The sequence below is a fragment of the Arthrobacter glacialis genome, assembly GCF_002909415.1.
Classification (GTDB): Bacteria; Actinomycetota; Actinomycetes; order Actinomycetales; family Micrococcaceae; genus Specibacter; species Specibacter glacialis.
Genome location: NZ_PPXB01000020.1, coordinates 18,558 through 41,065 on the forward strand (window position 1 = coordinate 18,558; position 22,508 = coordinate 41,065).

At 62.7% G+C, this 22,508-nt stretch carries 20 protein-coding genes, 2 tRNA genes and 1 pseudogene; 18 read left to right on the top strand and 5 right to left on the bottom strand.

The window, feature by feature from the left end; all coding sequences use genetic code 11:
- The first annotated feature begins 111 nt into the window (after positions 1 to 111).
- The 11 genes and pseudogenes from CVS28_RS18375 (at position 112) to CVS28_RS18420 (ending at position 11,619) form a co-directional block, all read left to right on the top strand.
- Positions 112 to 789 (top strand): MOSC domain-containing protein, encoded by a 678-nt coding sequence (locus CVS28_RS18375; RefSeq protein WP_103482416.1) that lies wholly within the window; start codon positions 112 to 114, stop codon positions 787 to 789.
- Between the two features lie 81 nt (positions 790 to 870).
- On the top strand, positions 871 to 1,230 hold the full coding sequence (locus CVS28_RS20015; RefSeq protein WP_207797260.1) for a hypothetical protein: 360 nt from the start codon (positions 871 to 873) through the stop codon (positions 1,228 to 1,230).
- Positions 1,231 to 1,272: 42 nt separating this feature from the next.
- Positions 1,273 to 3,272 (top strand): annotated as a pseudogene (locus tag CVS28_RS18380) (DEAD/DEAH box helicase).
- A gap of 252 nt (positions 3,273 to 3,524) precedes the next feature.
- Positions 3,525 to 3,596 (top strand) — tRNA-Thr (locus tag CVS28_RS18385).
- 64 nt (positions 3,597 to 3,660) lie between these two features.
- Positions 3,661 to 3,734, top strand: a tRNA-Met gene (locus CVS28_RS18390).
- A 163-nt stretch (positions 3,735 to 3,897) separates the two neighbouring features.
- The gene (locus tag CVS28_RS18395; RefSeq protein WP_103464919.1) at positions 3,898 to 4,563 is read left to right on the top strand and encodes an NAD(P)H-binding protein; all 666 of its coding nucleotides are present in this window, start codon (positions 3,898 to 3,900) and stop codon (positions 4,561 to 4,563) included.
- A gap of 34 nt (positions 4,564 to 4,597) precedes the next feature.
- On the top strand, positions 4,598 to 6,172 hold the full coding sequence (locus CVS28_RS18400) for a Na+/H+ antiporter (protein ID WP_103464918.1): 1,575 nt from the start codon (positions 4,598 to 4,600) through the stop codon (positions 6,170 to 6,172).
- Between the two features lie 87 nt (positions 6,173 to 6,259).
- Complete coding sequence (locus tag CVS28_RS18405; RefSeq protein ID WP_103482417.1) at positions 6,260 to 9,460, top strand: hypothetical protein; 3,201 nt, start codon at positions 6,260 to 6,262, stop codon at positions 9,458 to 9,460.
- Positions 9,461 to 9,523: 63 nt separating this feature from the next.
- Positions 9,524 to 10,396 carry an HpcH/HpaI aldolase/citrate lyase family protein gene (locus tag CVS28_RS18410; RefSeq protein ID WP_103464916.1) on the top strand — a complete coding sequence of 291 codons (873 nt, stop codon included), beginning with the start codon at positions 9,524 to 9,526 and terminating at the stop codon, positions 10,394 to 10,396.
- Positions 10,397 to 10,404: 8 nt separating this feature from the next.
- Positions 10,405 to 11,319, top strand: coding sequence for a DUF2797 domain-containing protein (locus CVS28_RS18415; RefSeq protein ID WP_103482418.1), 915 nt, complete (start codon positions 10,405 to 10,407; stop codon positions 11,317 to 11,319).
- Positions 11,320 to 11,373: 54 nt separating this feature from the next.
- On the top strand, positions 11,374 to 11,619 hold the full coding sequence (locus tag CVS28_RS18420) for a DUF3188 domain-containing protein (protein WP_103464914.1): 246 nt from the start codon (positions 11,374 to 11,376) through the stop codon (positions 11,617 to 11,619).
- A gap of 94 nt (positions 11,620 to 11,713) precedes the next feature.
- Here the strand turns inward: CVS28_RS18420 and CVS28_RS18425 are convergent, their stop codons facing one another.
- Positions 11,714 to 13,270 carry an MFS transporter gene (locus tag CVS28_RS18425; RefSeq protein ID WP_103464913.1) on the bottom strand — a complete coding sequence of 519 codons (1,557 nt, stop codon included), beginning with the start codon at positions 13,268 to 13,270 and terminating at the stop codon, positions 11,714 to 11,716.
- Between the two features lie 79 nt (positions 13,271 to 13,349).
- Between CVS28_RS18425 and CVS28_RS18430 the strand changes: the two genes are divergently transcribed.
- From CVS28_RS18430 to CVS28_RS18460, 7 genes are all read left to right on the top strand, one after another.
- Positions 13,350 to 13,916, top strand: a complete 567-nt coding sequence (locus tag CVS28_RS18430; protein WP_103464912.1) for a TetR family transcriptional regulator — start codon at positions 13,350 to 13,352, stop codon at positions 13,914 to 13,916.
- A 38-nt stretch (positions 13,917 to 13,954) separates the two neighbouring features.
- Complete coding sequence (locus CVS28_RS18435) at positions 13,955 to 14,404, top strand: FAS1-like dehydratase domain-containing protein (RefSeq protein WP_103464911.1); 450 nt, start codon at positions 13,955 to 13,957, stop codon at positions 14,402 to 14,404.
- A complete protein-coding gene (locus tag CVS28_RS18440) occupies positions 14,404 to 14,844 on the top strand; it encodes a MaoC family dehydratase (RefSeq protein WP_103482419.1) in 441 nt (146 codons plus the stop codon). Before CVS28_RS18435 ends, CVS28_RS18440 begins: the two co-directional genes overlap by 1 nt.
- Positions 14,841 to 16,157 carry an MFS transporter gene (locus CVS28_RS18445; RefSeq protein WP_103482420.1) on the top strand — a complete coding sequence of 439 codons (1,317 nt, stop codon included), beginning with the start codon at positions 14,841 to 14,843 and terminating at the stop codon, positions 16,155 to 16,157. Before CVS28_RS18440 ends, CVS28_RS18445 begins: the two co-directional genes overlap by 4 nt.
- Positions 16,154 to 17,245 (top strand): UDP-N-acetylmuramate dehydrogenase, encoded by a 1,092-nt coding sequence (locus CVS28_RS18450; RefSeq protein ID WP_103482421.1) that lies wholly within the window; start codon positions 16,154 to 16,156, stop codon positions 17,243 to 17,245. The genes CVS28_RS18445 and CVS28_RS18450 overlap by 4 nt, the downstream gene beginning before the upstream one ends.
- A 229-nt stretch (positions 17,246 to 17,474) precedes the next feature.
- Positions 17,475 to 18,602 carry a fatty acid desaturase family protein gene (locus CVS28_RS18455; RefSeq protein ID WP_103464907.1) on the top strand — a complete coding sequence of 376 codons (1,128 nt, stop codon included), beginning with the start codon at positions 17,475 to 17,477 and terminating at the stop codon, positions 18,600 to 18,602.
- Between the two features lie 119 nt (positions 18,603 to 18,721).
- On the top strand, positions 18,722 to 19,855 hold the full coding sequence (locus CVS28_RS18460; RefSeq protein ID WP_103482422.1) for a winged helix DNA-binding domain-containing protein: 1,134 nt from the start codon (positions 18,722 to 18,724) through the stop codon (positions 19,853 to 19,855).
- A 65-nt stretch (positions 19,856 to 19,920) separates the two neighbouring features.
- Here CVS28_RS18460 and asd read toward each other — a convergent pair whose 3' ends face one another.
- The 4 genes from asd to CVS28_RS18480 all read right to left on the bottom strand — a co-directional run bounded on the left by asd (position 19,921) and on the right by CVS28_RS18480 (position 22,507).
- Entirely contained in the window at positions 19,921 to 21,057 is a 1,137-nt protein-coding gene (gene asd / locus CVS28_RS18465) for an aspartate-semialdehyde dehydrogenase (RefSeq protein ID WP_103464905.1), read from the bottom strand.
- A 125-nt stretch (positions 21,058 to 21,182) separates the two neighbouring features.
- Positions 21,183 to 21,686: a hypothetical protein gene (locus CVS28_RS18470; protein WP_103464904.1), complete on the bottom strand. Its 504-nt coding sequence runs from the start codon at positions 21,684 to 21,686 to the stop codon at positions 21,183 to 21,185.
- A gap of 27 nt (positions 21,687 to 21,713) precedes the next feature.
- A complete protein-coding gene (locus tag CVS28_RS18475) occupies positions 21,714 to 22,013 on the bottom strand; it encodes a hypothetical protein (RefSeq protein ID WP_103482423.1) in 300 nt (99 codons plus the stop codon).
- Positions 22,014 to 22,147: 134 nt separating this feature from the next.
- Positions 22,148 to 22,507: a hypothetical protein gene (locus CVS28_RS18480; RefSeq protein WP_103482424.1), complete on the bottom strand. Its 360-nt coding sequence runs from the start codon at positions 22,505 to 22,507 to the stop codon at positions 22,148 to 22,150.
- Position 22,508 lies beyond the last annotated feature (1 nt).

A 22,508-nucleotide genomic window follows, 5' to 3' on the forward strand; every position in this document is an offset into this window, starting at 1 on the left:
GCCGAACCCACCTTGAGTTCGGCGCAGAACAGTGTTGTGCGGCAAACCCGTGGCGAGTTCACCGCAGAACGGTGCAATCGTTGGCCCGGCACCTTGTCGTAGGGTGGATGCATGACTGTTGAACCGTCCCACACCGGCACCCTCCTCGCCATTTGCCGTGTCCACCAGCTCATCACCACTGCAACGGGCTCTGGCGTGACGGCCATTGACAAGCGTGCGGTTCACGGGCCCGTCAAGCTGCGCCCGTTTGGCGTGTTTGGCGATGTCCAGGCCGACGCCGAGCACCACGGTGGCCCTGACCAGGCTGTCTACGCCTACTCTCAGGAGGATGCCGACTACTGGAGCGCCGCGCTGGGACGGGCTATTCCGCCGGGGCTTTTTGGCGAAAATTTGCGCACCCAGGGCGTTGAAACCACCGGCGCCGTGATTGGCGCCCGTTGGCGGATTGGCAAGGCCCTGCTGGAAGTCACGTCCCCGCGCGTCCCCTGCGCCACTTTTGGGGAGCGCATGGATGAGCCGCAGTGGGTCAAGCGCTTTACTGTTGCCGGGCGAGTGGGCACTTACTTGCGAGTGTTGGAACGGGGCCCTGTCCAAGCGGGGGACACCATCACAGTTGAGCATGTCCCCAGCCACGGCATCACTGTGGGCAAGTTCTTTAGCGACCCCACTGTGGAGCACGTGCGTACTTTGCAGGAACTGCACGACGCCGGAGAGCTCACCCTGAACGAGCACTATTGGAGTCGCTTCGAAAGAATCCTGCAAAAAAACACAACAGGTCACGCAACTTAGCATTCCCTGGGACGTCCGCGCCGCGCCTGGCACCAGGAGCAAACTGGCCCGTAGTTATCCCTACCTGCCCCCAAGGAGGGAGTGGGCCCCGAAAAACGCCGCAAATTCGCTTTTTTTAGCCATTGCTGCGGACTCGTTGTTCGAAGCTGGCAGGGCATGTGCCGAACCTCACTGGTCGGCATCGACTTTAGCTCTGTCGTGGCGGTAAGGTATGCCCTACAATTTAAATATCCCCCACTCCGGTATCTCCTTTTATTTTCTGCCCAATTTTTGAGGCAGGAGCCTGAAGTGTTTGGGGCCCGCAACGTTTTTGTGCGGGCAAGTAGCGTTCATAGGGGATTGCCGGCAAAGAAACGCCATGCGGTGTTGGTTACTTTCAACATCGGCGGCCGTACCAACGGCGCATACATGGCGCGAGATCCTGCCCGGGATGCCGAGTAGCGGCTGGATTTCTGCAATGCGGCAACCTCGCCGCTTGGCCCTATGAATGAGGACATTTTGACCATGCCCGAAAACTTGACAGAAACTTCCCCGGAGACCGAGGAAGAAAACGAAACTACTTTCGCTGACTTGGGTATTGACGGCCGTGTGCTGTCTGCCCTGAGCGACGTTGGCTACGAGAAGCCCTCACCCATCCAGGCCGCCACCATTCCGTTGCTGCTTGAAGGCCGCGACGTTGTTGGTTTGGCGCAGACCGGTACAGGCAAGACTGCAGCATTCGCCGTCCCCGCCCTGTCCCGCATGGCTGAGCTGATGGACCTCAACGGTCCCACCAAGGACACCCAGATCCTGGTTTTGGCACCTACCCGTGAATTGGCCCTGCAGGTTGCAGAAGCTTTCACCTCGTACGCCAAGTACATGGACAACTTCTCCGTTCTCCCCGTTTACGGTGGCTCGGCTTACGGCCCGCAGCTGGCCGGTTTGCGCCGCGGTGCACAGGTTGTAGTCGGTACCCCCGGCCGCGTCATCGACCACCTCTCCAAGGGTTCCTTGGACTTGTCCAACCTGCAGTACCTGGTCTTGGATGAAGCCGATGAGATGCTGCGCATGGGCTTTGCTGAAGATGTAGAGAAGATTCTGGCTGAGACACCGAAGGAGAAGCAGGTTGCCCTGTTCTCCGCCACGATGCCTGGCCAGATCCGCCGTATCTCCAAGCAGTACCTGAACAACCCCGCCGAGGTGACTGTAAAGTCCAAGACCACCACAGGTGCCAACACCCGCCAGCGTTACCTGCAGGTCATGGGCCCGCACAAGCTCGATGCGCTGACCCGCGTGCTTGAGGTTGAGCAGTTCGAGGGCGTTATCGCGTTCGTTCGCACCAAGATGGCTACCGAGGACCTGGCTGACAAACTGAAGGCACGCGGCTTCTTGGCTGCCGCCATCAACGGTGACATCCCGCAGCAGCAGCGTGAGCGCACCATTGAGGCGCTCCGCGACGGCAAGATCGATATCCTGGTCGCCACCGACGTTGCTGCCCGTGGTTTGGACGTGGAGCGCATCACTCACGTCATCAACTACGACATCCCGCATGACACCGAATCCTACGTTCACCGCATTGGTCGTACCGGCCGCGCTGGCCGTTCAGGTGACGCGATCTTGTTCATGACTCCCCGTGAGAAGTACTTGCTGCGCGCCATCGAGAAGGCTACTCGCCAGCCGGTGGATCAGATGCACCTGCCCAGCGCCGAAACCATCAACACCCTGCGCATGGGCAAGTTCGCTGAGAAGATCACCGAAACCCTGGCCAGCCAGGACGTTGCCAAGTTCCGCGACCTGATCGCCTCCTACGAGCAGGAGCACGACGTTCCCGCCTCGGAGATTGCCGCAGCCTTGGCTGTCATGGCACAGGGCGGACAGCCGTTGCTGGTCAACGACCTGCCGGCAGCACCTGAATACCAGAAGAAGGAACGCTCCAAGGACGGCTTCGGCTCCCGCGGCCCGACCCGCACCCTGACCGAAGGCAACGCCACCTACCGTATCTCGGTAGGCCGTCGCCAGCGCGTCATGCCCGGCTCCATTGTTGGCGCCATTGCCAACGAAGGCGGCCTGTCCTCTTCGCAGATCGGCGGCATTGACATCCGNCCTCTTCGCAGATCGGCGGCATTGACATCCGCGCCGATCACACCTTGGTGGAATTGCCGGCAGAGCTGAGCAAAGACCAGTGGCGTGCACTGAGCAAGACCCGCATCAGCGGCGAGCTCATCAACCTCGAGCTCGACAAGGGCCGTCGCCCCTCCGGTGGAGGCACAGGCGCTCCCTACCAGGGCGGCGGCGAGCGTAACGACCGCGGCCAGGGCGGCTTCAAAAAGAAGTTCGACGGCGACCGCAGCGGCGGATACCGCGGCGCAGACCGTGGCGCAGAGCGTGGCAACGACCGCGGCTTCAGCAGCGATCGCGGCCAGGGCCACACAGGTCACGGTGGCGGCGACCGTCGTCCCCGTCACGAGGGTGGCCAGAGCTTCAACAGCAAGGGCAAGTGGTAACAACCACGCCCTAGGGTGCTAAAAAGGGCCGGTTGTCATAAAGACAACCGGCCCTTTTCTTGCATTCCACCCCATGTGACGCAACTCATTCATCATGCGTCAAGAGGGCGAAGTTCATTGAGTTTTAGCGGTTTCAGGACGCCTTTTCTATGACTTTTTGGGCCGAATGAGTGCCGGGTACGCCGCTTGTGGCGTTAGGGGCGTTCCTCGATTTCACTTCCTGCCAATCCACTGGTAAAGTATTCTCTCGTTGCCCCCCTAGCTCAGTGGTAGAGCGCGTTCTTGGTAAGAACGAGGTCACCGGATCGATTCCGGTGGGGGGCTCGCAAATGAGAAGGCTCGTGTCAAGACGGTTTTGTCCGGGGCGGCACGGGCCACTCTCATTTATGGCGGCATAGCTCAGTTGGTTAGAGCGCACGACTCATAATCGTGAGGTCCCGAGATCGAGTCTCGGTGCCGCTACAGAAAGGCCCCTTTCGCACTATGTGTGAAAGGGGCCTTCTTGTTTCCCCGGAACCACATCTCGCGGTGGCAAGTGACCCCGAATTGATCCGGCTCCCAGTGCGCGCAGAGACTCGTGGCGTAGGCTGCCCCCAACGGTTCAATCCAATGCGAGGGAGAAACAATGAAGAAGGTTCTGATAATTGGCGGGCACGGGAAGATTGCGATGCTGCTGGCGCCATTGCTGACAGCTGCGGGCCTGGAGGTCACCTCGGTGATCCGCAATGCCGCCCAGATCGACGCTGTGGCGGCCACCGGCGCCATGCCCGTGGTGCACGACGTCGGTTCCTCCTCGGTTGACGAGCTCGCCGACCTCTTTGCCGGCCAAGACGCTGTCATCTGGTCCGCCGGTGCTGGCGGTGGAAGCCCCGAGCGCACGTACGCCGTGGACCGGGATGCGGCCATCGCCACCATTGATGCGGCCGTTGCAGCCGACGTCCAGAGATACATCATGGTCTCCTACCTGGGTGCCAGGACGGACCACGGGGTCCCGCCGGAGAACAGCTTCCACGCCTACGCCGAAGCGAAAGCGGCCGCCGATGAGCACCTGCGGTCGGCAAGTTCCCTAGCATGGACCATCCTGGCCCCCGGCGCTTTGACCCTGGACGAACCCACGGGCTTGATTGACCCCACCCCGGCAGCGGAGCGCGACCCTGCCGCATCCACCAACACCTCGCGCGGCAACGTGGCCCTCGTGGCAGCAGCCGTGCTCCAGCATCCCAGAACCATCATGCGAACCATCGAGTTCACAGACGGGCACGAGTCAATCGCCCAGGTGCTGACCCCGTAAAGCGCCCAGGTGCTGACCCCGTAAAATACATTGCGTGGAACAGCTCGTATTGATCATCGGACTCTTATTCGCCACAGTGCTTGCCGTCGGGTTGGGGGACAAGCTCAGGCTGCCCTACCCGGTGCTCATGCTCATCATGGCAGGAGCCCTGACCTTCATCCCAGGGTTCCCCGATCTGCGGATCAACCCCGAGCTGATCCTGCCCATCTTCCTGCCACCCTTGTTGTTCGCTACGGCGCAGAAAAGTTCGTGGGCGGTCTTCCGGGTCCGGTGGCGCACCATAATCATGCTGGCCGTTGCCCTGGTGGTTGTCTCCACGGCCATGGTGGCAGGCGCGGCGTGGCTGTTGATTCCGGGCATTGGCCTACCTGCTGCGATCGCCCTGGGCGCCATGTGTGCGCCGCCGGACCCGGTGGCCGTGGAATCAGTGGCCGGCCGTGTCCACATGCCGCGCAGGCTGATCACTGTCCTGCAAAGTGAAGGTTTGTTCAACGACGCCGCAGCCATCGTCATCTTCCAGGCCGCCGTGGCCAGCACCATGGACGGTCAGCCGTTCGGCGTGGACGTGGTGGGTGAATTCCTTCTCGGCGCCGTGGTTGCCGTGGCGGTTGGCATGCTGATGGGCTGGCTGACGGGCGTGATCACCAAGCTCATCACCTCCTCCGTGGCCCGCAGCGCCGTGACACTCATTGTTCCCTTTGCCGCGTACATCCTGGCCGAGGAAGTCCACGCCTCGGGCGTCATCGCCGTGGTGGTCACCGCGTTGGAGATCAAACGCCATGCCCGGGCCGAGGACGCCACCGAGCGCATCACCCGTGCCGCCTTCTGGGACGTGGTTGAGCTGCTCGTGACGGGGCTCGCCTTTGGCTTGGTGGGGCTGGAAGTTCGCGAAGTCATCAAGTCCGAGGGCTCGGATATTTGGGGCATGCTGCCCGCGGCCGTGGCAGTCAGCGTTCTGGTGATTGTGGTGCGTTTCCTCTGGTTTGGCCTGCTGGCGCTGCTTTCCAAGAAGCACGACGGCGACCTTCCGCCCACCAGCCTCAAGGACGTCATCATCCTCACCTGGTGCGGCATGCGCGGGCTGGCCACTTTGGCCTTGGCCCTGGCGCTGCCCACGGTGCTGCCCACCGGGGAAGCGTTCCCCGCGCGGCATGAGATTATCGTCGTCGCCTGCGCCGTGCTGCTGACCACGCTGGTGCTGCCGGGGCTCACGCTGCCCTGGCTCATGCGGGTCCTGAAAGCCACGGACGACGGCGTGGAGGAACGTGAGGCGGCCAAGGTCTTGGCCCTGCGTGCCCAGGACGCGGCCATTGCCGCCTTGCGGGACAACGAGATCATTAAGAACCTGCCGCCGGAAAAGCTGTCCCTGGTCAAGGAAAAGATGAAACGGCTGCACGCGGAACTCCTTGATGGCAGCCTGAAGAATGAAGACGCTGACGAGCGCCGTCGTCGTGGCCGGGAATTGGCCATTGCTGTGCAAACCATTGCCCTGGACGCCGCCCGGGCCGAGGTCCTGAGCGCCCGCAACGAACCGGAGGCTGACCCGGAGGTGGTGGACAGGGTGCTGCGCCAGCTGGACCTGCGCACCATGATCATGCCGGAGAACTAGAAAGTCAATCCTTGACCTTGCACGGCGTCGGGTGTCCACTGTACTGAACATGCTGTGTTGGTTTCTCTGCGGGGTCAGGAGCCGGTCATGAATGCACTCCTTGCACGGATCATGGATGCCCTCCCACTTGTCGAACGTCCCGACCGGGCGCTCTTGGCGCGGTTGACGCGCTGGTTTACAGGGACCCGGGTCTTACTGGTCGTGACCGTGTGGATCGCCATGGCTGAGGTGGACCGCCTGATTGCCGATACGGCCACCGAGACAGGCCGCTCGGGCTCGGCCAGTTCCCTGCAAGGCCTTGACCCGCAGTTGGGCTGGGAAAACTGGGGCATTTGGTTGGGGCTGGACGAGGGAATTTGTAGCCAGGTCAGGATCCTGCTGGCCATCTACGTCTGCCTCGACGTGTTGTTCGCGGTGCTCTACATTTCCTTACTGAGCAGGTTTTTTGGCTCCAGAAAGGTGGCGAAGCTGGCCATCGGCACCGTCATCCTCGGTGAACTGCTGGAAGTGGCCACCCAGCTCGTTGGCAACTATGCCTTGGGCCTGGATGAACAACCGGGTCTGGCGTTGATGACAGAGCTGGCGTGGTTGGCCGTGCTGGCAACATTCCTGAAATGGGCCGGGCTGGCGACGTTGGCGGCATCCGTTTTTGTATATGCCAGGCTGCGCCTGCGGGTTTCGCGGAATGTTGGTCGCGCGTGGAACGCCTTGTTTTTCCACCGTCTGGCCTTCGCCGCCGTCCTGCTCATAGGGGCCCTGGCGCTGCTACCAATTGCCGGCGTCAATGACCAAATGCCCGACACGCAGAGGGCCTGGCTCAACTTGGGCCCGGGAAAATTTCTGATCACGAGCTGGGCTGCGCTCTTGGTGTCCTTTGGCTTGTTCTACCTGGGGCGGCGCCGCAGCGAGCTGGCATGGTCCCTATACGCCGGCGAACAGCAGGTGCCCGACAATGCGCCCCGCTACTGGATGTGGATGATTCCTCAGGTCCTTCTGGTACTGGGCATTGGCGCCGTTTTGTTGGGAGGCGGGCACACAGTCCCTGTGGACTGGCGCACCGGAGTGGCCATGGGGTTGCCCCTGCTCGTTGCCCTCGTGAGCATATGGATGGAATATCGAGGTGACTCCGTGGCGCCTCTCCCGCCACGGCCGACTTCCCGGCAACGCGCCGTGGACGCGTGGCGGTGCGGCGACGTGCTGGCCATGGTTTTTCTGGCCTTTTCCGGCATGGCACTGGTCCGTTCCTTCACCGCCCCGATCGCCTTGGGTATCGCGGGGTCTCTGAGGTGGGACGCGGGTCAACAATGGGTGGCTGGCCTCTATCTGACATTCGGAGTTGCCCTGGCCGGTCTCGTCTTTGGGGCGGGTGCATTATTGTGCCGGGCCACGTGGGGAAAATTCTTGGACCCCCGCGAGGTCGCCGGGTCGGCAACGATCCGGATTTCGTTGGTCCTGCTGGCACTGTTCGCCATCATCGTGTCAGCCTTTGCCTTCCTGCCAGTGTGGACCAGCACGGCCGCCGGTGTCGCGGGAACTGCGGTGCTGGCAGTCGGGTCCTGGGCCATGGTGATTGGGCTGGCCACCGTTGCCCTGCAGCGGCAGCGGCCACCACGGATCTTTGAAGCGCTGGGACTCCGGGCAGCCCCGGTCATGACACTCATTGCCATCGTCCTCGCCGTAGGGTCATTCGGTGGCGGCAATCCGGCCCTGCACCAGATCCGGGATCTTGAGTCCGTCCAAGACCCGTCCGTGCTTGCCACGAGGCCCGGGGTCGCGAAGGCTTTCAAGGATTGGTTGGATCGCAGTGCAGCGTGCGGGCGGAACCTGGCCCGGGATGTTGCGCCGGGCCCATCCGCTGGGGCTGCTGCGATCCGGGTTCGGCCCATGGTGCTCGTCGCAGCCGAAGGAGGCGGCATCCGGGCCGCGAGCTGGACGGTTCAGGCCTTTGACAAGCTGGCGGAGACGGGGGGCTGCGGCGGTGACGTGGTGATGGCCTCGTCGGGAATCAGCGGTGGCTCGGTGGGATTGACCTTGAGTCACCTCTACGGGGCCAGCGGTGCGGTGGAGAGAATGGAAGCGTTGTCCGGACCGAACCCCTTGGCGGCTGCGGTTTCGGGGGCCATTGTGGGGGATGTTATTGCCTCCGGCACGGGCCTGTTGATCCCCACACAGGTGGGCGCCCCAACCGGGGGCGCGGCACCGCGCGTGTGGAACGATCGTGCCGGGCTCATGGAGTCACTGTGGGAAGTGTCGGCTCCCAAGCTTGCAGAAGCCTTTGACGCCACCACTGCAGGCCCCACGGGTGCCCTCCTGCTCAATTCCACCGATGCCGGGAGCAACTGCCGGGTGGTCATCAGCCAACTTGATTTGCCGGGAAAGGCAGCCCCCGGCAGTAATGCTGGATTTCAGTGCAGCGGTGCGCAAGGATTCCCCTTGACTGTTGACCTGCTCGACCGGCAGACCGATTGCCCGCTGGCATTGCGCTGGTCCTCGGCGGCCTTGCTTTCTGCCAGATTCCCCATTATTTCTCCTGCCGGACGTGATCCTGTCAGGCTTGACGAGGCCGGGAAGCCCACCAACTGCCAGGGCGGTGCCAACTTTCAACTCATCGATGGCGGCTACTCCGAGGGATCGGGGCTGGGAACCATCAGCGACTTGTGGCCCGCCCTGCAAAAAGAGGTATTGGGCCACAATGCGTGCGTTACGGCGGCGCTGGCCGTGGTGAATCTTCCAGCACCAGGGAACGCACCTCCCTGCCCGGGCATCGAGGCCACAGCTGATCTCGTGGCGCCGGTGTTCGTGTTCCTGCAGAATTCCCCGGGTGCGGACCTCGTAGGCCGCCCACCGAAAGCCGCCGGCGAATTGGCAGTGCCCCTGGTCGGTTTAGGCGCGAGGAAGCTCCAATCCGCAACAAGGTCCTGGATTCAGCGGCTGGAGGAAGCAGGCAACGTGTGTCCTGTCCCAGCCGTGGAGACCCCGGGTGAGGAGAACCCGGCAGGAGCCAGTGCCAAGCTTTGCGCGGAGGCCACCGAGTCCGTCTCAACAGCACTGGGTGGGCAATCCGTGGTGGTGGTTGCGCCCAACAGCGTGCCCGCACTGGGTGCGCCGCTTGGCTGGTCGCTTTCTGCGCTCAGCCAAGACCAGCTGGAGCATGCGATGACGACCGAGGCAGGTTCCCGGCCCGACCCTAACGCCGATGTCACAGCGGACCAGGGACAACAGCAGCCTTTCGACCTGCTCTTGGACTACTTGGAAAAAGGGAAGGCGACTGGTGCAGTCAGCCAGTAATGACACGCAAGGATTGTAGGAAGACACATCGAATCCTTGGCTGTTGACGTATACGGTAGAAGCATGTCTAGCACCGTTGGCAACGAAGCCGCATCCAAGCCCGTCCGCACCCGCAACATCCCGGCGGAAATTGCCCGCTCATGGCTCCTGGTCCCGGCCACTCGGCCGGAAATATTCGATGAGGCGGCAGCATCACGCGCCGACGCCGTCGTCCTCGACATTGAAGACGCAGTGGATCCCAAGAAGAAGGACGCCGCCCGCAGCGACGTCATCGACTGGCTGCGCAACGGCGGCCAAGCCTGGGTCCGCATCAACGACGTCCACTCCAACTTCTGGGCCGACGACGTGGCAGGCTTGCGCAACACCCCCGGCCTGCTCGGTGTCATGCTGGCCAAGACCGAACAAGCCGAACAGGTCAAGGAAACCTACCACCGTCTCGACGGCAAGACCCGTGTCCTGGCCCTGGTTGAATCCGCCCTCGGCATCGAGGAAGCCAACAACATTGCCCGTGCCGAAGGTGCCTTCCGCCTTGCGTTCGGCTCCGGCGACTTCCGCCGCGACACCGGCATGGCGGCCGACCGTGAAGCCATGGCCTACCCGCGCGCCAAGCTCGTTGTCGCCAGCCGTGTGGGCAACCTGCCGGGCCCCATTGACGGACCCACAGTGGGCACCAACCACCCGATCCTGCGCGAACAGTCGGCCATCACCGTCTCCATGGGCATGACAGGCAAGCTGGCCCTGGCCATCGACCAGACCACCATCATCAACGAAGTCATCAGCCCCACACCTACTGATGTTGCCTGGGCTACCGACTTCATGAACGATTTCAACGCCCGCGGCGGCATGATCCGCGACGGCTCCGACCTGCCCCGTCTGGGCCGCGCCGAGAAGATCATGAAGCTGGCCATCGCCTACGGCGTCCAGCCCGCACTCTAAACCACTTGATGGATGGTGGGCTGGTCCGCGGCGTCTCTTGGAATGCGCAGGGTCCTGCGCTGACCCTGACAACGCACGACGGCGATGCGAGGCTGCCGTTGCTGCCGGGGCAGTGGCTGAGGTTTGAGGTGCTTTCCGGCGATGGCGTCCCGGCCCGCCTCTGTCTGGGGTTCACCCGGGTGGAGGAGTCGGGCCAGCCCCAACACTTCGCATGTCCCACGGGGCAGGGCGCAGAACGAGGCTTCCAGTGCGGTGCCTGTTTCGCCAAGGACCAGATGCGCCTCATGCACGACTTCCACCGCAGCGGCCACGCCCCGCCCGGACTGAAGGCGTATCTGGCTCAGCAGCACTGGCTCTACATTGCCACCTTTGCCGACGGCACCACCAAGGTGGGTACGGCATCCGAGCGCAGCAAATGGAGCCGCCTGGCCGAGCAGGGTGCGCTGGTGGCCCGCTACGTGGCCCGCGCACAGGATGGTGCTGTGGTGCGGCACCTTGAAGATGCCGTGTCCACCAACCTGCCACCCACTCAATTCGTGCGCGGGGCGGCAAAGTTTGCAGCGCTTTTGCATCCCCGGCCACCCCTGCACCTGGAACAAACGAACAAGGCGATGGCCGACGTCGTCCGTGAACATGTGGCGGGTCTGGCGCTGGAAGGGTTTGAGGCGGTGGAGGAGCAATGGCAGCGGATTGGCTTTTCGGAAGCTGTGGCGATTCCAAGCCGTCGCACGGCGTACCCGCAACCGCTGGATTCGGGCAGGCACGGCATTCGGCTGGACTCGATGCTGGGCCCCACAGCCCTCGCGGGATTGGACGGCGTGGATGGGGCGTTCCTGGTGGACCTGGGCGGGCTCAAGGGGCACAAGATTCGTTGCGGGGACTACCAAACCGTGGTTCCGGCGCTGCAGGAATCGCTCTTCTAAACCCCAGCCGCTCACACCGCCCGCGGCGGGGCCCTCGGCCGGTAGACTTAGCGGGTGCTTAATGACTTTTGGGAAACCGCTCCGCCCGCCTACAAATACGCCGTTTTTGGCGGCATGGGGCTGACCTTCATCGGCATCGTGATCATTGTGATCGGTGCCCTGACAACAACACCCTCCATGACCTACATCGCCCTGCCGTTCATCGGCGTCGGACTGCTGGCGCACATGGCGTCCCTGGGCCTGCGCGGACGCAACATCCGCAAGGAACTCAAGGCTGCGGAAAAGCGCAGCAAAGCTTAAAACATGCGGCGGCGTGCCAAACGGGTGGGGACACATGAAGTTTCATAGGTCCCCACCCGTTTGGCACGCCGCCGGCGTTCTGGCTTTGAGCGGCCTAGTGGTCCACCGGCTCCGGGTTGGCCACGGCACTGCGCAAGGCCCACAGGCACATCAGTGCCGCACCCAGCATGAGCGCAACGCTCACCATGGCCACGGTTCCGGAACCGGAATCGAAGGCGTGCTTGGCTGAGCTGAGCAGGGCCTCGCCTTGCGCGGCCGGCAACGTTCCGGCAACATCAATGGCACCACCCAGGGTTTGGGATGCGGTTTCCCTCTCCGCCTCGGACACGCCAGCAGGGAGCACCACGTTCATCCTGTACGCGGCAGCCAAGATGCTGCCCAAGATGGCCGTTCCCAGTACTGAGCCCACCTCGTAGGCGGTCTCCGAGATTGCCGAGGCAGCACCAGCCTTGGCGGGCGGGGCAGCGGAGAGAATGAGGTCGTTGGAAATGGTCTCCGCCATGCCAACGCCGGCGCCCAGGACAACAAAGGCCGCAATGATGCCGGCCACTGAACCGTCGGTGTTGAGCCACACGATCAAGAAGCCCATGGCGTTCAGTAGCAATCCACCCGCCACCAGCCACGACGGCCGGATCCGGTTGGCCAATGATGCGGCCAGGAGACCGGAGATGATGGTGATGGCAAGACCTGGCACCAACACAAAGGCGGCGTGGGTGGGGGAGAGGCCCACAACCAGCTGCAGATGCTGGGTGATGAAGTACAGGAATCCCACCAGCGCAAAAATGCTCAGCAGATTCGCCATGACACCGCCACTGAAGACCGGGTTCTTGAACAGGGTCACGTCCATCATCGGGTTTTCGCGGCGGAGCTGACGGCGCACAAACACGGCGCCCAAGGTCAGTCCAGCCACGATCAGGACAATATTGGTGACGGAGAGACCCGACTGGGCAATTTCCTTGATGCCGAAAATGGTGGGCACCATGGCGCCGAAGGACAACAGAATGCTCAGGGCATCAATTTTGCCCGGGGCAGGATCCTTGGACTCCGGCACAAAGATCGGGGCCAGGATCAGCAGCGGGATCAGCACCGGCACCGACATCAAGAAGACGGCGCCCCACCAGAAGTGCTCCAGAATGAATCCGCCCACAATGGGACCCAGCGCGGCACCGCCTGAGAAGCCGGCCGCCCAGATGGCAATGGCCTTGCGTCGCTGAGCCGGGTGCAGGAACAAATTGCGGATCAGGGACAGTGTTGATGGCATCAGCATGGCACCAAACAAACCAAGCAGTGCCCGGTAGCCAATCAAGGCACCGGCCGTGGGGGCAAACGCGGCAAAAACCGAGACGATGGCGAAGCCCGTGCTACCAATCAGCAGCAGCTTGCGCCGGCCGAACCGATCGGCCAAGCTGCCCATGGGCACCAGCAATGCTGCCAAGACCAGGGGGTAAACGTCGATGATCCACAACAGCTCCGAGGCGGAGGGAACAAGTGCCAGGGAGATCGAGGGGATGGCAAAGCTCAGCACGGTATTGTCCACGGAGACCAGCAGAACGGGCAGCATGAGGACCGCCAGTGCTATCCATGAACGGACGCCTGCACGCGCCGGGCCGTCGGAGGAACCGAGTTTTGATGTGCTTACTGATATCGCCATGCTAACAATTCTATACCGTCCAGCCGGTTTACTGTACCGTCTGGACGGTTTAGTTCGTCACTTCTTGTAGGCTTGTCCAATGACTACACAACCCTCAGCCCGTGACCGGGTGCTTTCTGCCTATGAGGACCTGCTTATTGGCGATGGCCCGCGCGCAGCCACCCTGGACGCCGTTGCTGCTGCCGCTGGCGTTTCCAAGGGGGGCTTGCTCTATCACTTCAAGAGCAAGGAAGCCTTGACGGAAGGGCTTCTCGCGAAGTTGCGAGGGTACGCCGAGCTGGACTTTGCTGCGATGGCGCAGGACCCCGAAGGCTGCGCCAAGTACTACGTGCGCACCAGCGTTTTTGGCGACACCCCCTTTGACCGCGCCATAGTGGCGGCCCACCGGCTGATTCAAAGCGACGACGATGCCGTCCGGCACGTTTTCGCCGAACTGCATGCCCGATGGTTCGAGCTGATCCTGAGCGATATTGGCGATCCTGCCGTGGCCCGCGCGGTGATGCTGCTGGGTGACGGGTTGTATTTCAATGCAACACTTTTTGGATTCCCCACCGTGGTGGCAAGTCCGGCAAACGCCCAAGAAAAAGTGGATGTAGCCTCACTCCTGGAGGTGGTGGACAGGATGCGGTCCGGCACGCGGTCGTAGTGTGCTTTTAGGCATGGCCGGGCTATACGCTTAAGCCCATGAGTATCAATCCCGAGCTGCAGGGGCGCAGCTACCGCTTAGGCGAAATTTACAGTGTTGGCCGCGAATCCATCCGCGACTTTGCCCGGGCGGTCAAGGCCACCCATGCAGCCCATTTTGAGGTTGCCGCGGCCCACGAATTGGGGCATGCGGATCTGGTGGCTCCGCCCACCTATGCCATCATTGTGGCCCAGCGGGCCGACGCCCTGCTGATCAACGACGCCGATTCCGGGATTGACTTCTCCCGCGTGGTTCACGCGGAACAGCGCTTCACGCATCACCGGGCCATTGTGGCCGGGGACGAACTGGTTGCCGAACTTCACGTGGACGCCGTCCGCGGCATGGGTGGTGGCGCCATGATCACCACCCGCGCAGAAATTTCCACTGTTACCGGCGAGGCAGTAGCCACCACAGTGTCAGCCATCTTGGTTCGCGGGGAGGGACAGTAATGACGACAGCATCATTGAACGTTGCAGATTTGAGCGTTGGGACCGAGATTGGTTCACGCGTCATTGAGATCTCCCGCGCAGACCTCATCAAATATGCCGGTGCTTCCGGGGACTTCAACCCGATCCACTGGAACGAGCGCTTTGCCCGCGAAGTGGAACTGCCCGGTGTCATTGCCCACGGCATGTTCACCATGGGCGCTGCCGTCCAGTTGGTGACCGACTGGGTGGGCGACCCGGCCGCCGTCGTATCTTATGGAACACGCTTCACCAAGCCCGTCCCCGTTGCTGACCTAGAGGGTGGGCCCGGTGCCGTGGTGGCTGTGACAGGCGTTGTTGGGGCCTTGGATTCCGACGCCGGAACCGCCAGGATCGACCTGACCGTCACCTTGGACGGACAAAAAGTTTTGGTCAAGGCACAAGCCACGGTCCGCTTGGCGTGAGCAGCGTCAAAGCCTGGCGTAACGGTGTAGTCACCGCGTACGCCGGCTCCGGGCTGGTCTTTGCCACCTGGGTTTCCCGTATTCCCGCCATCCGTGACGATCTGGGCCTGAGCGCGGGCCAGGTGGGGCTGATGCTGCTGTGCATGTCCCTGGGATCATTTGTTTCGGTGGCAGCCTCCGGCTTGGTAGTTCTGCGCCTTGGCTCCAAACTGACCTCACGGCTGGGCAGTATCATCCAGACCGTCGGCGTCATCATCATGGGCCTAGGTGCCACGGTGTTCGCCGAAACGTATGTGGTGGGTGCCGGCTTGGTGATTGTGGGCCTGGGCACGGGCAGCTGGAACACCTCCTCAAACATTGAAGGGGCCGCCGTTGAGCGGGCGCTGGGGCGGCACATCATGCCACGGCTCCACGGCTCCTTTAGCATTGGCACGGTCGCGGGCGCCGGGCTGGGCGCCCTGGCGGCATCCATTCACCTCCCTGTGGCGATTCACCTGTCAGTGGTTTCGGTGGCAGTTTGCCTTGCTGTGCTGATAGGCGCCGGCTGCTACCAGGCGGACAAGCTAACCTCAACGGCTGCGCTGGTTGACCTGGGCGATTCCGGCGCGGTGCCAGGCACCGGTCCCATCCCCGTCATTACGGCCTCGAGCACGCAGGATCACAACGCCAAGGCGGCTGCGGCTGGCAAACGCGCAGGCAAGGCCAAGATTGCCGCCGCTTGGCGTGACCCCCGCACCTTGATGTTGGGCGCCCTGGTGCTGGGCCTGGGTCTGGCTGAAGGTGCAGCCGGTGACTGGGTGGCCCTGGCCATGGTGGACGGCTACGGCACCAAGGACTCGATTGGTGCCATTGGCTACGGCATCTTCGTCTCCGCCATGACCATTGGCCGCTTTGCCGGAACCGTGCTCCTGGATAAGTACGGCCGCGTGGCGGTACTCCGGGCCGGTGCCGCCCTGGCCGTGGTGGGACTTGGCTTGTTTGTGTTTGCACCCTCGGCAGAGATTGCCTTGGGTGCCCTGGTCCTGTGGGGTCTGGGCTCAGCTTTGGGCTTCCCCGTGGCAATGTCGGCCGCCTCCGACGACCCGGAGCACGCCGCGGCCCGCGTTTCGGTGGTTTCCACCGTTGGCTATGGCGCATTCCTGGGTGGTCCGCCGCTCTTGGGCCTGCTGGCTGAACATGTGGGCGTCCTGCACTCGCTGCTGGCGGTGCTGGGCCTGTTGGTGGTGGCCTTCTTCCTGACACCGGTGGTGCGCAAACCAAAGTACCTAGAGAACACAGTCAATGAGCGCAGTGCGGCTAATGTGGAATTGTGAATGAGCAAAAGTTTCTAAGTTCCCTAACGACGTTGCACGTGGGTGGCCCAGTCAAGAATTACGTTGCGGCCACCAACGAGGCGGAAATCATTGAGGCCGTCACGGCAGCGGACCGCACCGGTGAGCGGCTCCTAATCCTGGGCGGCGGTTCCAATCTGCTCATCTCCGATGAAGGCTTCGATGGCACCGTGGTGAAGATCGCCAGCCAGGGCTATGCCGTTGATTCGCAGGATTCCTGCGGCGGTGCCTCGGTGGTAGTCCAAGCGGGTCATGACTGGGACGACTTTGTTCACCAGAGCGTTTTGCATGCCTGGAGCGGGCTGGAAGCCCTGTCAGGAATCCCCGGCAGCGCTGGCGCAACGCCCGTGCAAAATGTAGGCGCCTATGGCTGCGACGTCTCCCAAACCATCGCCGCAGTGCGGACCTGGGACAGGGAGAAAACCGCTGTCCACACCTTCACCAGCTCCGAGCTGCAGTTCGGTTACCGGGAATCCCTGCTCAAGGCCACCACCGTCAACGGATCCCCTCGCTACGTGGTGCTCAATGTTGAATTTCAGCTCCTGCTGGGCCGTATGAGCGCGCCCATCAAGTACGGCGAATTGGCCCGCACGCTGGGCGTCGAGATTGGCCAGCGGGCAAACTCCCTGGACGTCCGCCGTGCCGTGCTGGCCCTGCGCGCCTCCAAGGGCATGGTCCTGGACCCCGCCGACCGCGACACCTTCTCCACCGGCTCCTTCTTCACCAACCCCATCGTTTCCGCGGAGGTCGCCGCCACGCTCCCCGCCGACGCGCCGCGCTATCCCGCGGGCGATCTGGTGAAACTCAGTGCAGCCTGGCTGATTGACCATGCCGGTTTCGCCAAGGGCTACGGCCTGTTGGGCGAAGTGCCAGCAGCCGGCCAGTCGGACGACGCCGGGACCCCGCCACGCGCCTCCCTCTCCACCAAGCACACCCTCGCCATCACCAACCGTGGCGGGGCCCGGGCCGAGGACATCTTGGCGGTGGCGCGGGAGGTTCGCGACGGCGTCGAACGCAAATTTGGGATCACCCTGGTGCCTGAACCGGTGCTGGTGGGCTGCTCGCTGTAATCCCCACGCCCTCCCACGGCTCGCACGCTCGCCGCGGGGCCCTCGGGCGCGTGGGCCCAACATCCGCGCTGGCCGAGTCCACGGCAGTCACCCCGTACCGGGGTAGGGGGTCAAGACGGCTCCCGAGTGTGATGTGCAGCTCCGGGGCTTTTCGTAGTGTTAATGGAAAGATCTGTCCTTTCTATTAGCTTGGCGCTTCTGTTTGGGAAGCCCGGCACGAGGAGTACCCATGTCGTCGGCAACACTTGATAGCCCGGATGTCTTGGATGAGAGCGACACTCTCACCAAGACAGCAAAAAAACGCCCGGCACGGGACCGTCACGTCACTGATTTCATCCAGCTGACCGAGCAGGTTCGTGCCGCGGGCTTCATGGAACGCGACATCAAGTGGTACGTTTTGCGCATCGTCCGCCAGAGCATTGGCTACTTGGCCGTGTTGGCGCTGTTCCTGACACTGGGCCAGAGCTGGTGGCAGATGGTTACGGCCGTGCTGTTTGCCTTCATGTGCACCCAGACCGCCTTCATTTCCCACGACGCCGCGCACCGTCAGGTGTTCGCTTCCGCGAAGAAGAACGCTTGGCTGGCCCGCATTGCCGGCAATTTATTCGTCGGCTTGAGCTACGGCTGGTGGATGAACAAGCATGGCAAGCACCACCTGAACCCGAACAAGATCGGCGTGGACGGCGACATTGATCCCGGCGCCCTCGTGTTTGATCCCGAGAATGCCGCCAAGCGCACGGGCTTTGCCAAGTGGTTTGCCCGCCGTCAGGGCGCCTTCTTCTTCCCGCTGCTGACCCTCGCCGCGCTGGATCTGCACATCGCCGCCGTCAAGCGCGTACTGGACCGCAAGCAGATTGTGCCCGAACGCAAGGCCGAGATCGCCCTGCTCGTTGTCCGCCTGGTCCTGCTCCCCGCGTTCACCGTCTGGTTCCTCGGCTGGGGTATCGGCTTGGCGTTCGTCGCCGTGCAGATCATGGGGCTGGGCCTGTACATGGGCTGCGCGTTCGCCCCTAACCACAAGGGCATGCCGTTGGTTCCCAAGGACGTCAAGATCGATTTCATGCGCCGCCAGACCCTCATGAGCCGCAACATTTCCGGCGGTTGGTGGGTAGATGTTGGCATGGGCGGTTTGAACTACCAAATTGAGCACCACCTGTTCCCCACCATGTCCTCCAAGAACCTCAAGGCCGTCCAGCCTATGGTCCGCGAATACTGTGCCGAGCGGAACATCACGTACACGGAGACCACGTTGGGCCAGTCCTACATGATCGTGATGCGCTACCTGAACCGTGTGGGCCTGGGCCAGCGCGACCCGTTCGAGTGCCCCATCACGGCCAACATGCGCACGGCCCGCTAATCCCCACGCCCTCGTGGGCCCAGCAACTGACCCGCAGAAAACGCCGAAAAATCACGAAAATCGTTGATTTTTCGGCGTTTTCTGCGGGTCAGTTCTGTGGGTGGGCCTAGATTGGGAGCATGAGTCCCAGTGTCACACCCACCGTCCTGGCCCGGCTGCGGCTTGCCGCCCAGGGAATCCTGCCTACGTCCATCAGTCCCGGTCCGGGGCCGGGGGACGTTGTGCGTTCCTTGACAGCACTCCAAGGACAGGATTTCCCCGGCGTGCTGTGGTCGATCGGCCTGCGCTCACCGGGGAGCACCCGCGCCGCTGTTGAAGCGGCGTTCAACAGCGGTGAACTGGTGAGGTCATGGCCCATGCGCGGCACGTTGCATGTGACGCTTGCAGAGGACCTGGGCTGGATCTTGTCCCTCACGGCTGAGCGGATGGAGTCCGGCATGTCCACCCGCCACCGCGAGCTGGAAATCACGACGGCGGATGTAGACAAGGTGCGGGAGCTCGCCTTGGCGCTGGTGGCCGAGCAGGGCGGCCGAGTGTCCCGGGATGAGCTGTTCACCGCGTTTGAGCGCGCAGGACAAGGGACGAAGGCCCAGCGTGGCTACCACCTCTTGTTTCTGCTCTGCCTCCAAGGAACCTTGGTGCAGGGGCCCATCAATAGTGCGGCTGGGAACGGCAACTCCCAGTTCTTTGTCAGCGCGGAGGCGTGGATCAAGAATCCGCGCGCCATGGACCGTGAACAAGCCCTGGCCGAGCTGGCGCTGCGTTACTTCAGCAGCCATGGTCCTGCCACTATCAAGGACTTTCAATGGTGGTCCAAGCTGACGCTCAAGGACATCAGCGCAGGGTTGGCCCAGCTGGGCGATCAGCTGGCCAGCGTGGTGTGCAACGGCGTCAGCTACTGGCTGGCGCCTGAGACGGCTGAGCTCCTCGGCGGGACGGTTCCCGGGACACGGTCTCTGCTATTGCTGCCGGGCTTTGATGAGTACCTCTTGGGGTACACCGACCGCAGTGCGGCTCTGGCTCCGCACCACGCCCCGCTGACGGTTCCGGGCGGTAACGGCGTGTTCAAGGCAACGGTCGTGGCTGGCGGAAAGGTGGCCGGAACCTGGCGCAAAGCCCAAGGTATGGCTGAAAAACAAAGGCAACTGGCCGGCGTCGTGCTTCCGGAACTCTTTGGTGAGCTAAGCCCGAACCAAACCAGGTCGCTGGAAAAGTCGGCAACCGCCTACAAACGCTTCCTGCTCCCCAACTGAGACGCACTTGATGCTAAAAATCGCGTGATTTATAGCATCAAGTGCGTCTCAGTTGGGAGGAGGGGTTAGAGGGTGCCGGTGGCGATCTTCAGCATGCGGCGCAGCGGCTCGGCGGCACCCCAGAGGAGCTGGTCGCCCACGGTGAACGCGCTGATGTATTCCGGGCCCATTTCCATCTTGCGGATGCGGCCCACGGGGACCTCAAGGGTGCCGGATGCAGCCACGGGGGTCAGGTCAGCCATGGAGGCTTCCTTGGTGTTGGGAACCACCTTGGCCCACTCGTTGTCGTTGGCCAGCAGGGACTCGATTTCCGCCACTGACAGGTCCTCGCGGAGCTTCAGCGTCAGGGCCTGCGAGTGGGAGCGCATGGCGCCGATGCGCACGCACAGCCCGTCCATGATCACGCGGTTGGAAGCAGAGGTGCCCAGGATCTTGTTGGTCTCAACCCCGGCCTTCCACTCTTCCTTGGACTGGCCGTTGCCTAAATCGGCGTCGATCCAGGGGATCAAGGAACCGGCCAGCGGCACGCCGAATTGCGAGGAGTCGATGCCTTCGCGCTGGTGGGCCAGGACCTTGCGGTCAATCTCCAGGATGGCCGACGCCGGGTTGTCCAGTTCGGAGGAAACCTCGGAGTTCAGTGTGCCGAACTGGTTCAGCAGCTCGCGCATGTGGCGGGCGCCGCCACCGGAGGCAGCCTGGTAGGTCATGGAGGTGCCCCACTCGACCAGGCCGTTCTTGAACAGCCCGCCCAGGCCCATGAGCATGCAGGAGACGGTGCAGTTTCCGCCTACAAAGTCCTTGACTCCAGAAGCCAACCCGGCGTCGATCACACCGCGGTTGATCGGGTCAAGCACAATGATGGAGTCGTTGTTCATGCGCAGCGTGGAGGCCGCGTCCATCCAGAGGCCGTCCCAGCCGCGGTTGCGCAGCTCGGTGTGCACGCGGGAGGTGTAGTCCCCGCCCTGGGCTGTGACAATAATGGGAAGCTTCGCCAGAGTGTCAATATCAAAGGCGTCTTCGAGTTTGCCGGCGTCGCCGGAGCCTGCAATCGCCGGGGCAGCGCCGCCGGCGTTCGAGGTTGAGAAGAAGACGGGGTTGATATCGCCGAAGTCGCCTTCGTCCTGCATGCGCTGCAGCAGAACGGAACCGACCATGCCGCGCCAGCCGACAAGGCCGACGGAAGGAACACTGTTATTGGTCATGCCCCAAGTTTACGATGGAGGGGCAAACTGGCGGCAAATCCGTGTCACCCAATGAACACGTACGACGGCGTTTCGCACCGCCGCGCGAAGGTGCAGCCGGGCGCGGTGCACGTTCCGTGCAGGGCTTAGCGTGTGTAGTTCCCCGGTACCGGGTTCTCGGCAAGCATGGGTGTTCCAGAGGGTGTGGGCAAACCCCTTTGACGGCGCAGGAGCGTGGCCTTGGCCTCGATGACCAGATAGCGGCCAATGACCACAAGTATGAGCAGGGAGAGCGCGAACCCGAACCACAGGCCCCCGTGGAGGTTTCCGGGATTCTCCCTGGCGCTGCCCAGTATGGCAAGGATCATAACAACGTTCAGAAATAGCAGGGTTGCTGTTGATACTGCCCAGCCCCAAACCGTTCGAATCACCGGCCCCTGTCCACCGCGCCACACACCGTATTCCTCGGGCAGGTAGCTGACCAGCTCGCCGTTGTTGGCGCGTACAAGGTAACGCTTCTGGCCGCTGGCAGCTGCCGCATCGTGCCACGCCATGGTCTGGGCGTCCCGCAGCTCCCGCTGTTCGTGCTTCTCGCGTTTTTCGCGCTGCTTCTGGTGCCAGCGCTGGTCACGCTCCGCTTTGGATCTCATTGATGTTCCCAATCCTGCGAGTGTTCGTCAGTAGTCGATGTTCTTGGCCAGCTCCGGGTTCTCGCGTTCCCATTTTTCACGGAGGCGGGCTGTCCTGAATCCGATCCAGCTGAGAAAGAGCAGGACGGCAGCGAAACCGAGTATCAGCAACACGCCAGACAAATAGCCCCCACTTGCCCAGAACCAGATGCCGATGATCGTCACGGGAACTGCGAATACGATCGGGATGGAACTACGCATCCTGATGTTGCGAGGCTTGAGCGGCGTCTGGGATCCGCTGACGTACATGCCGCGCGTGTAGGCGTGGGGGCCGTACTGGCTCCGCATTCTCTTCCGGTCACGGATGAGGTTGTTGTGGTGTGGCTCGTAAGGTTCGGAGCGATGTGGGTCATGGGTTCCTCATTGGTAGCAACGAATTCTCAAAGGGCGCCAGTCGGTGGAGCGCGCAGTTTACGTCCGGACTACCAATCCTTGCGCGGCACGCGCTTGGCGATGAGCCACTTCTGCCGGCGGTTGGCAACGATGAAGGCCCAGACGCCTGCCGTGGCGGCTCCCAAAAAGACCAGGCCGGCATAAATGCTGCCGGGCAAGGCGAAGCCGGAAATTGTGGCCGGGTAGATCGGGACGCAAGCAATGACGAACAAGACAACGCCCAGAAAGCGGATGGCGTTCGGATTTTGCAGTGGTGTCTTTGCCTGGAATGTGTAATCCGGTGGCACCCCGCCCGGCCCATACTCCTGTTCGTACTGGCGCACGTTGAACGGGTTGGGGTCATGGTTCGCCCCGTTGGGGGACTCGCGCTGCTCTGAACCGTCTGCCATG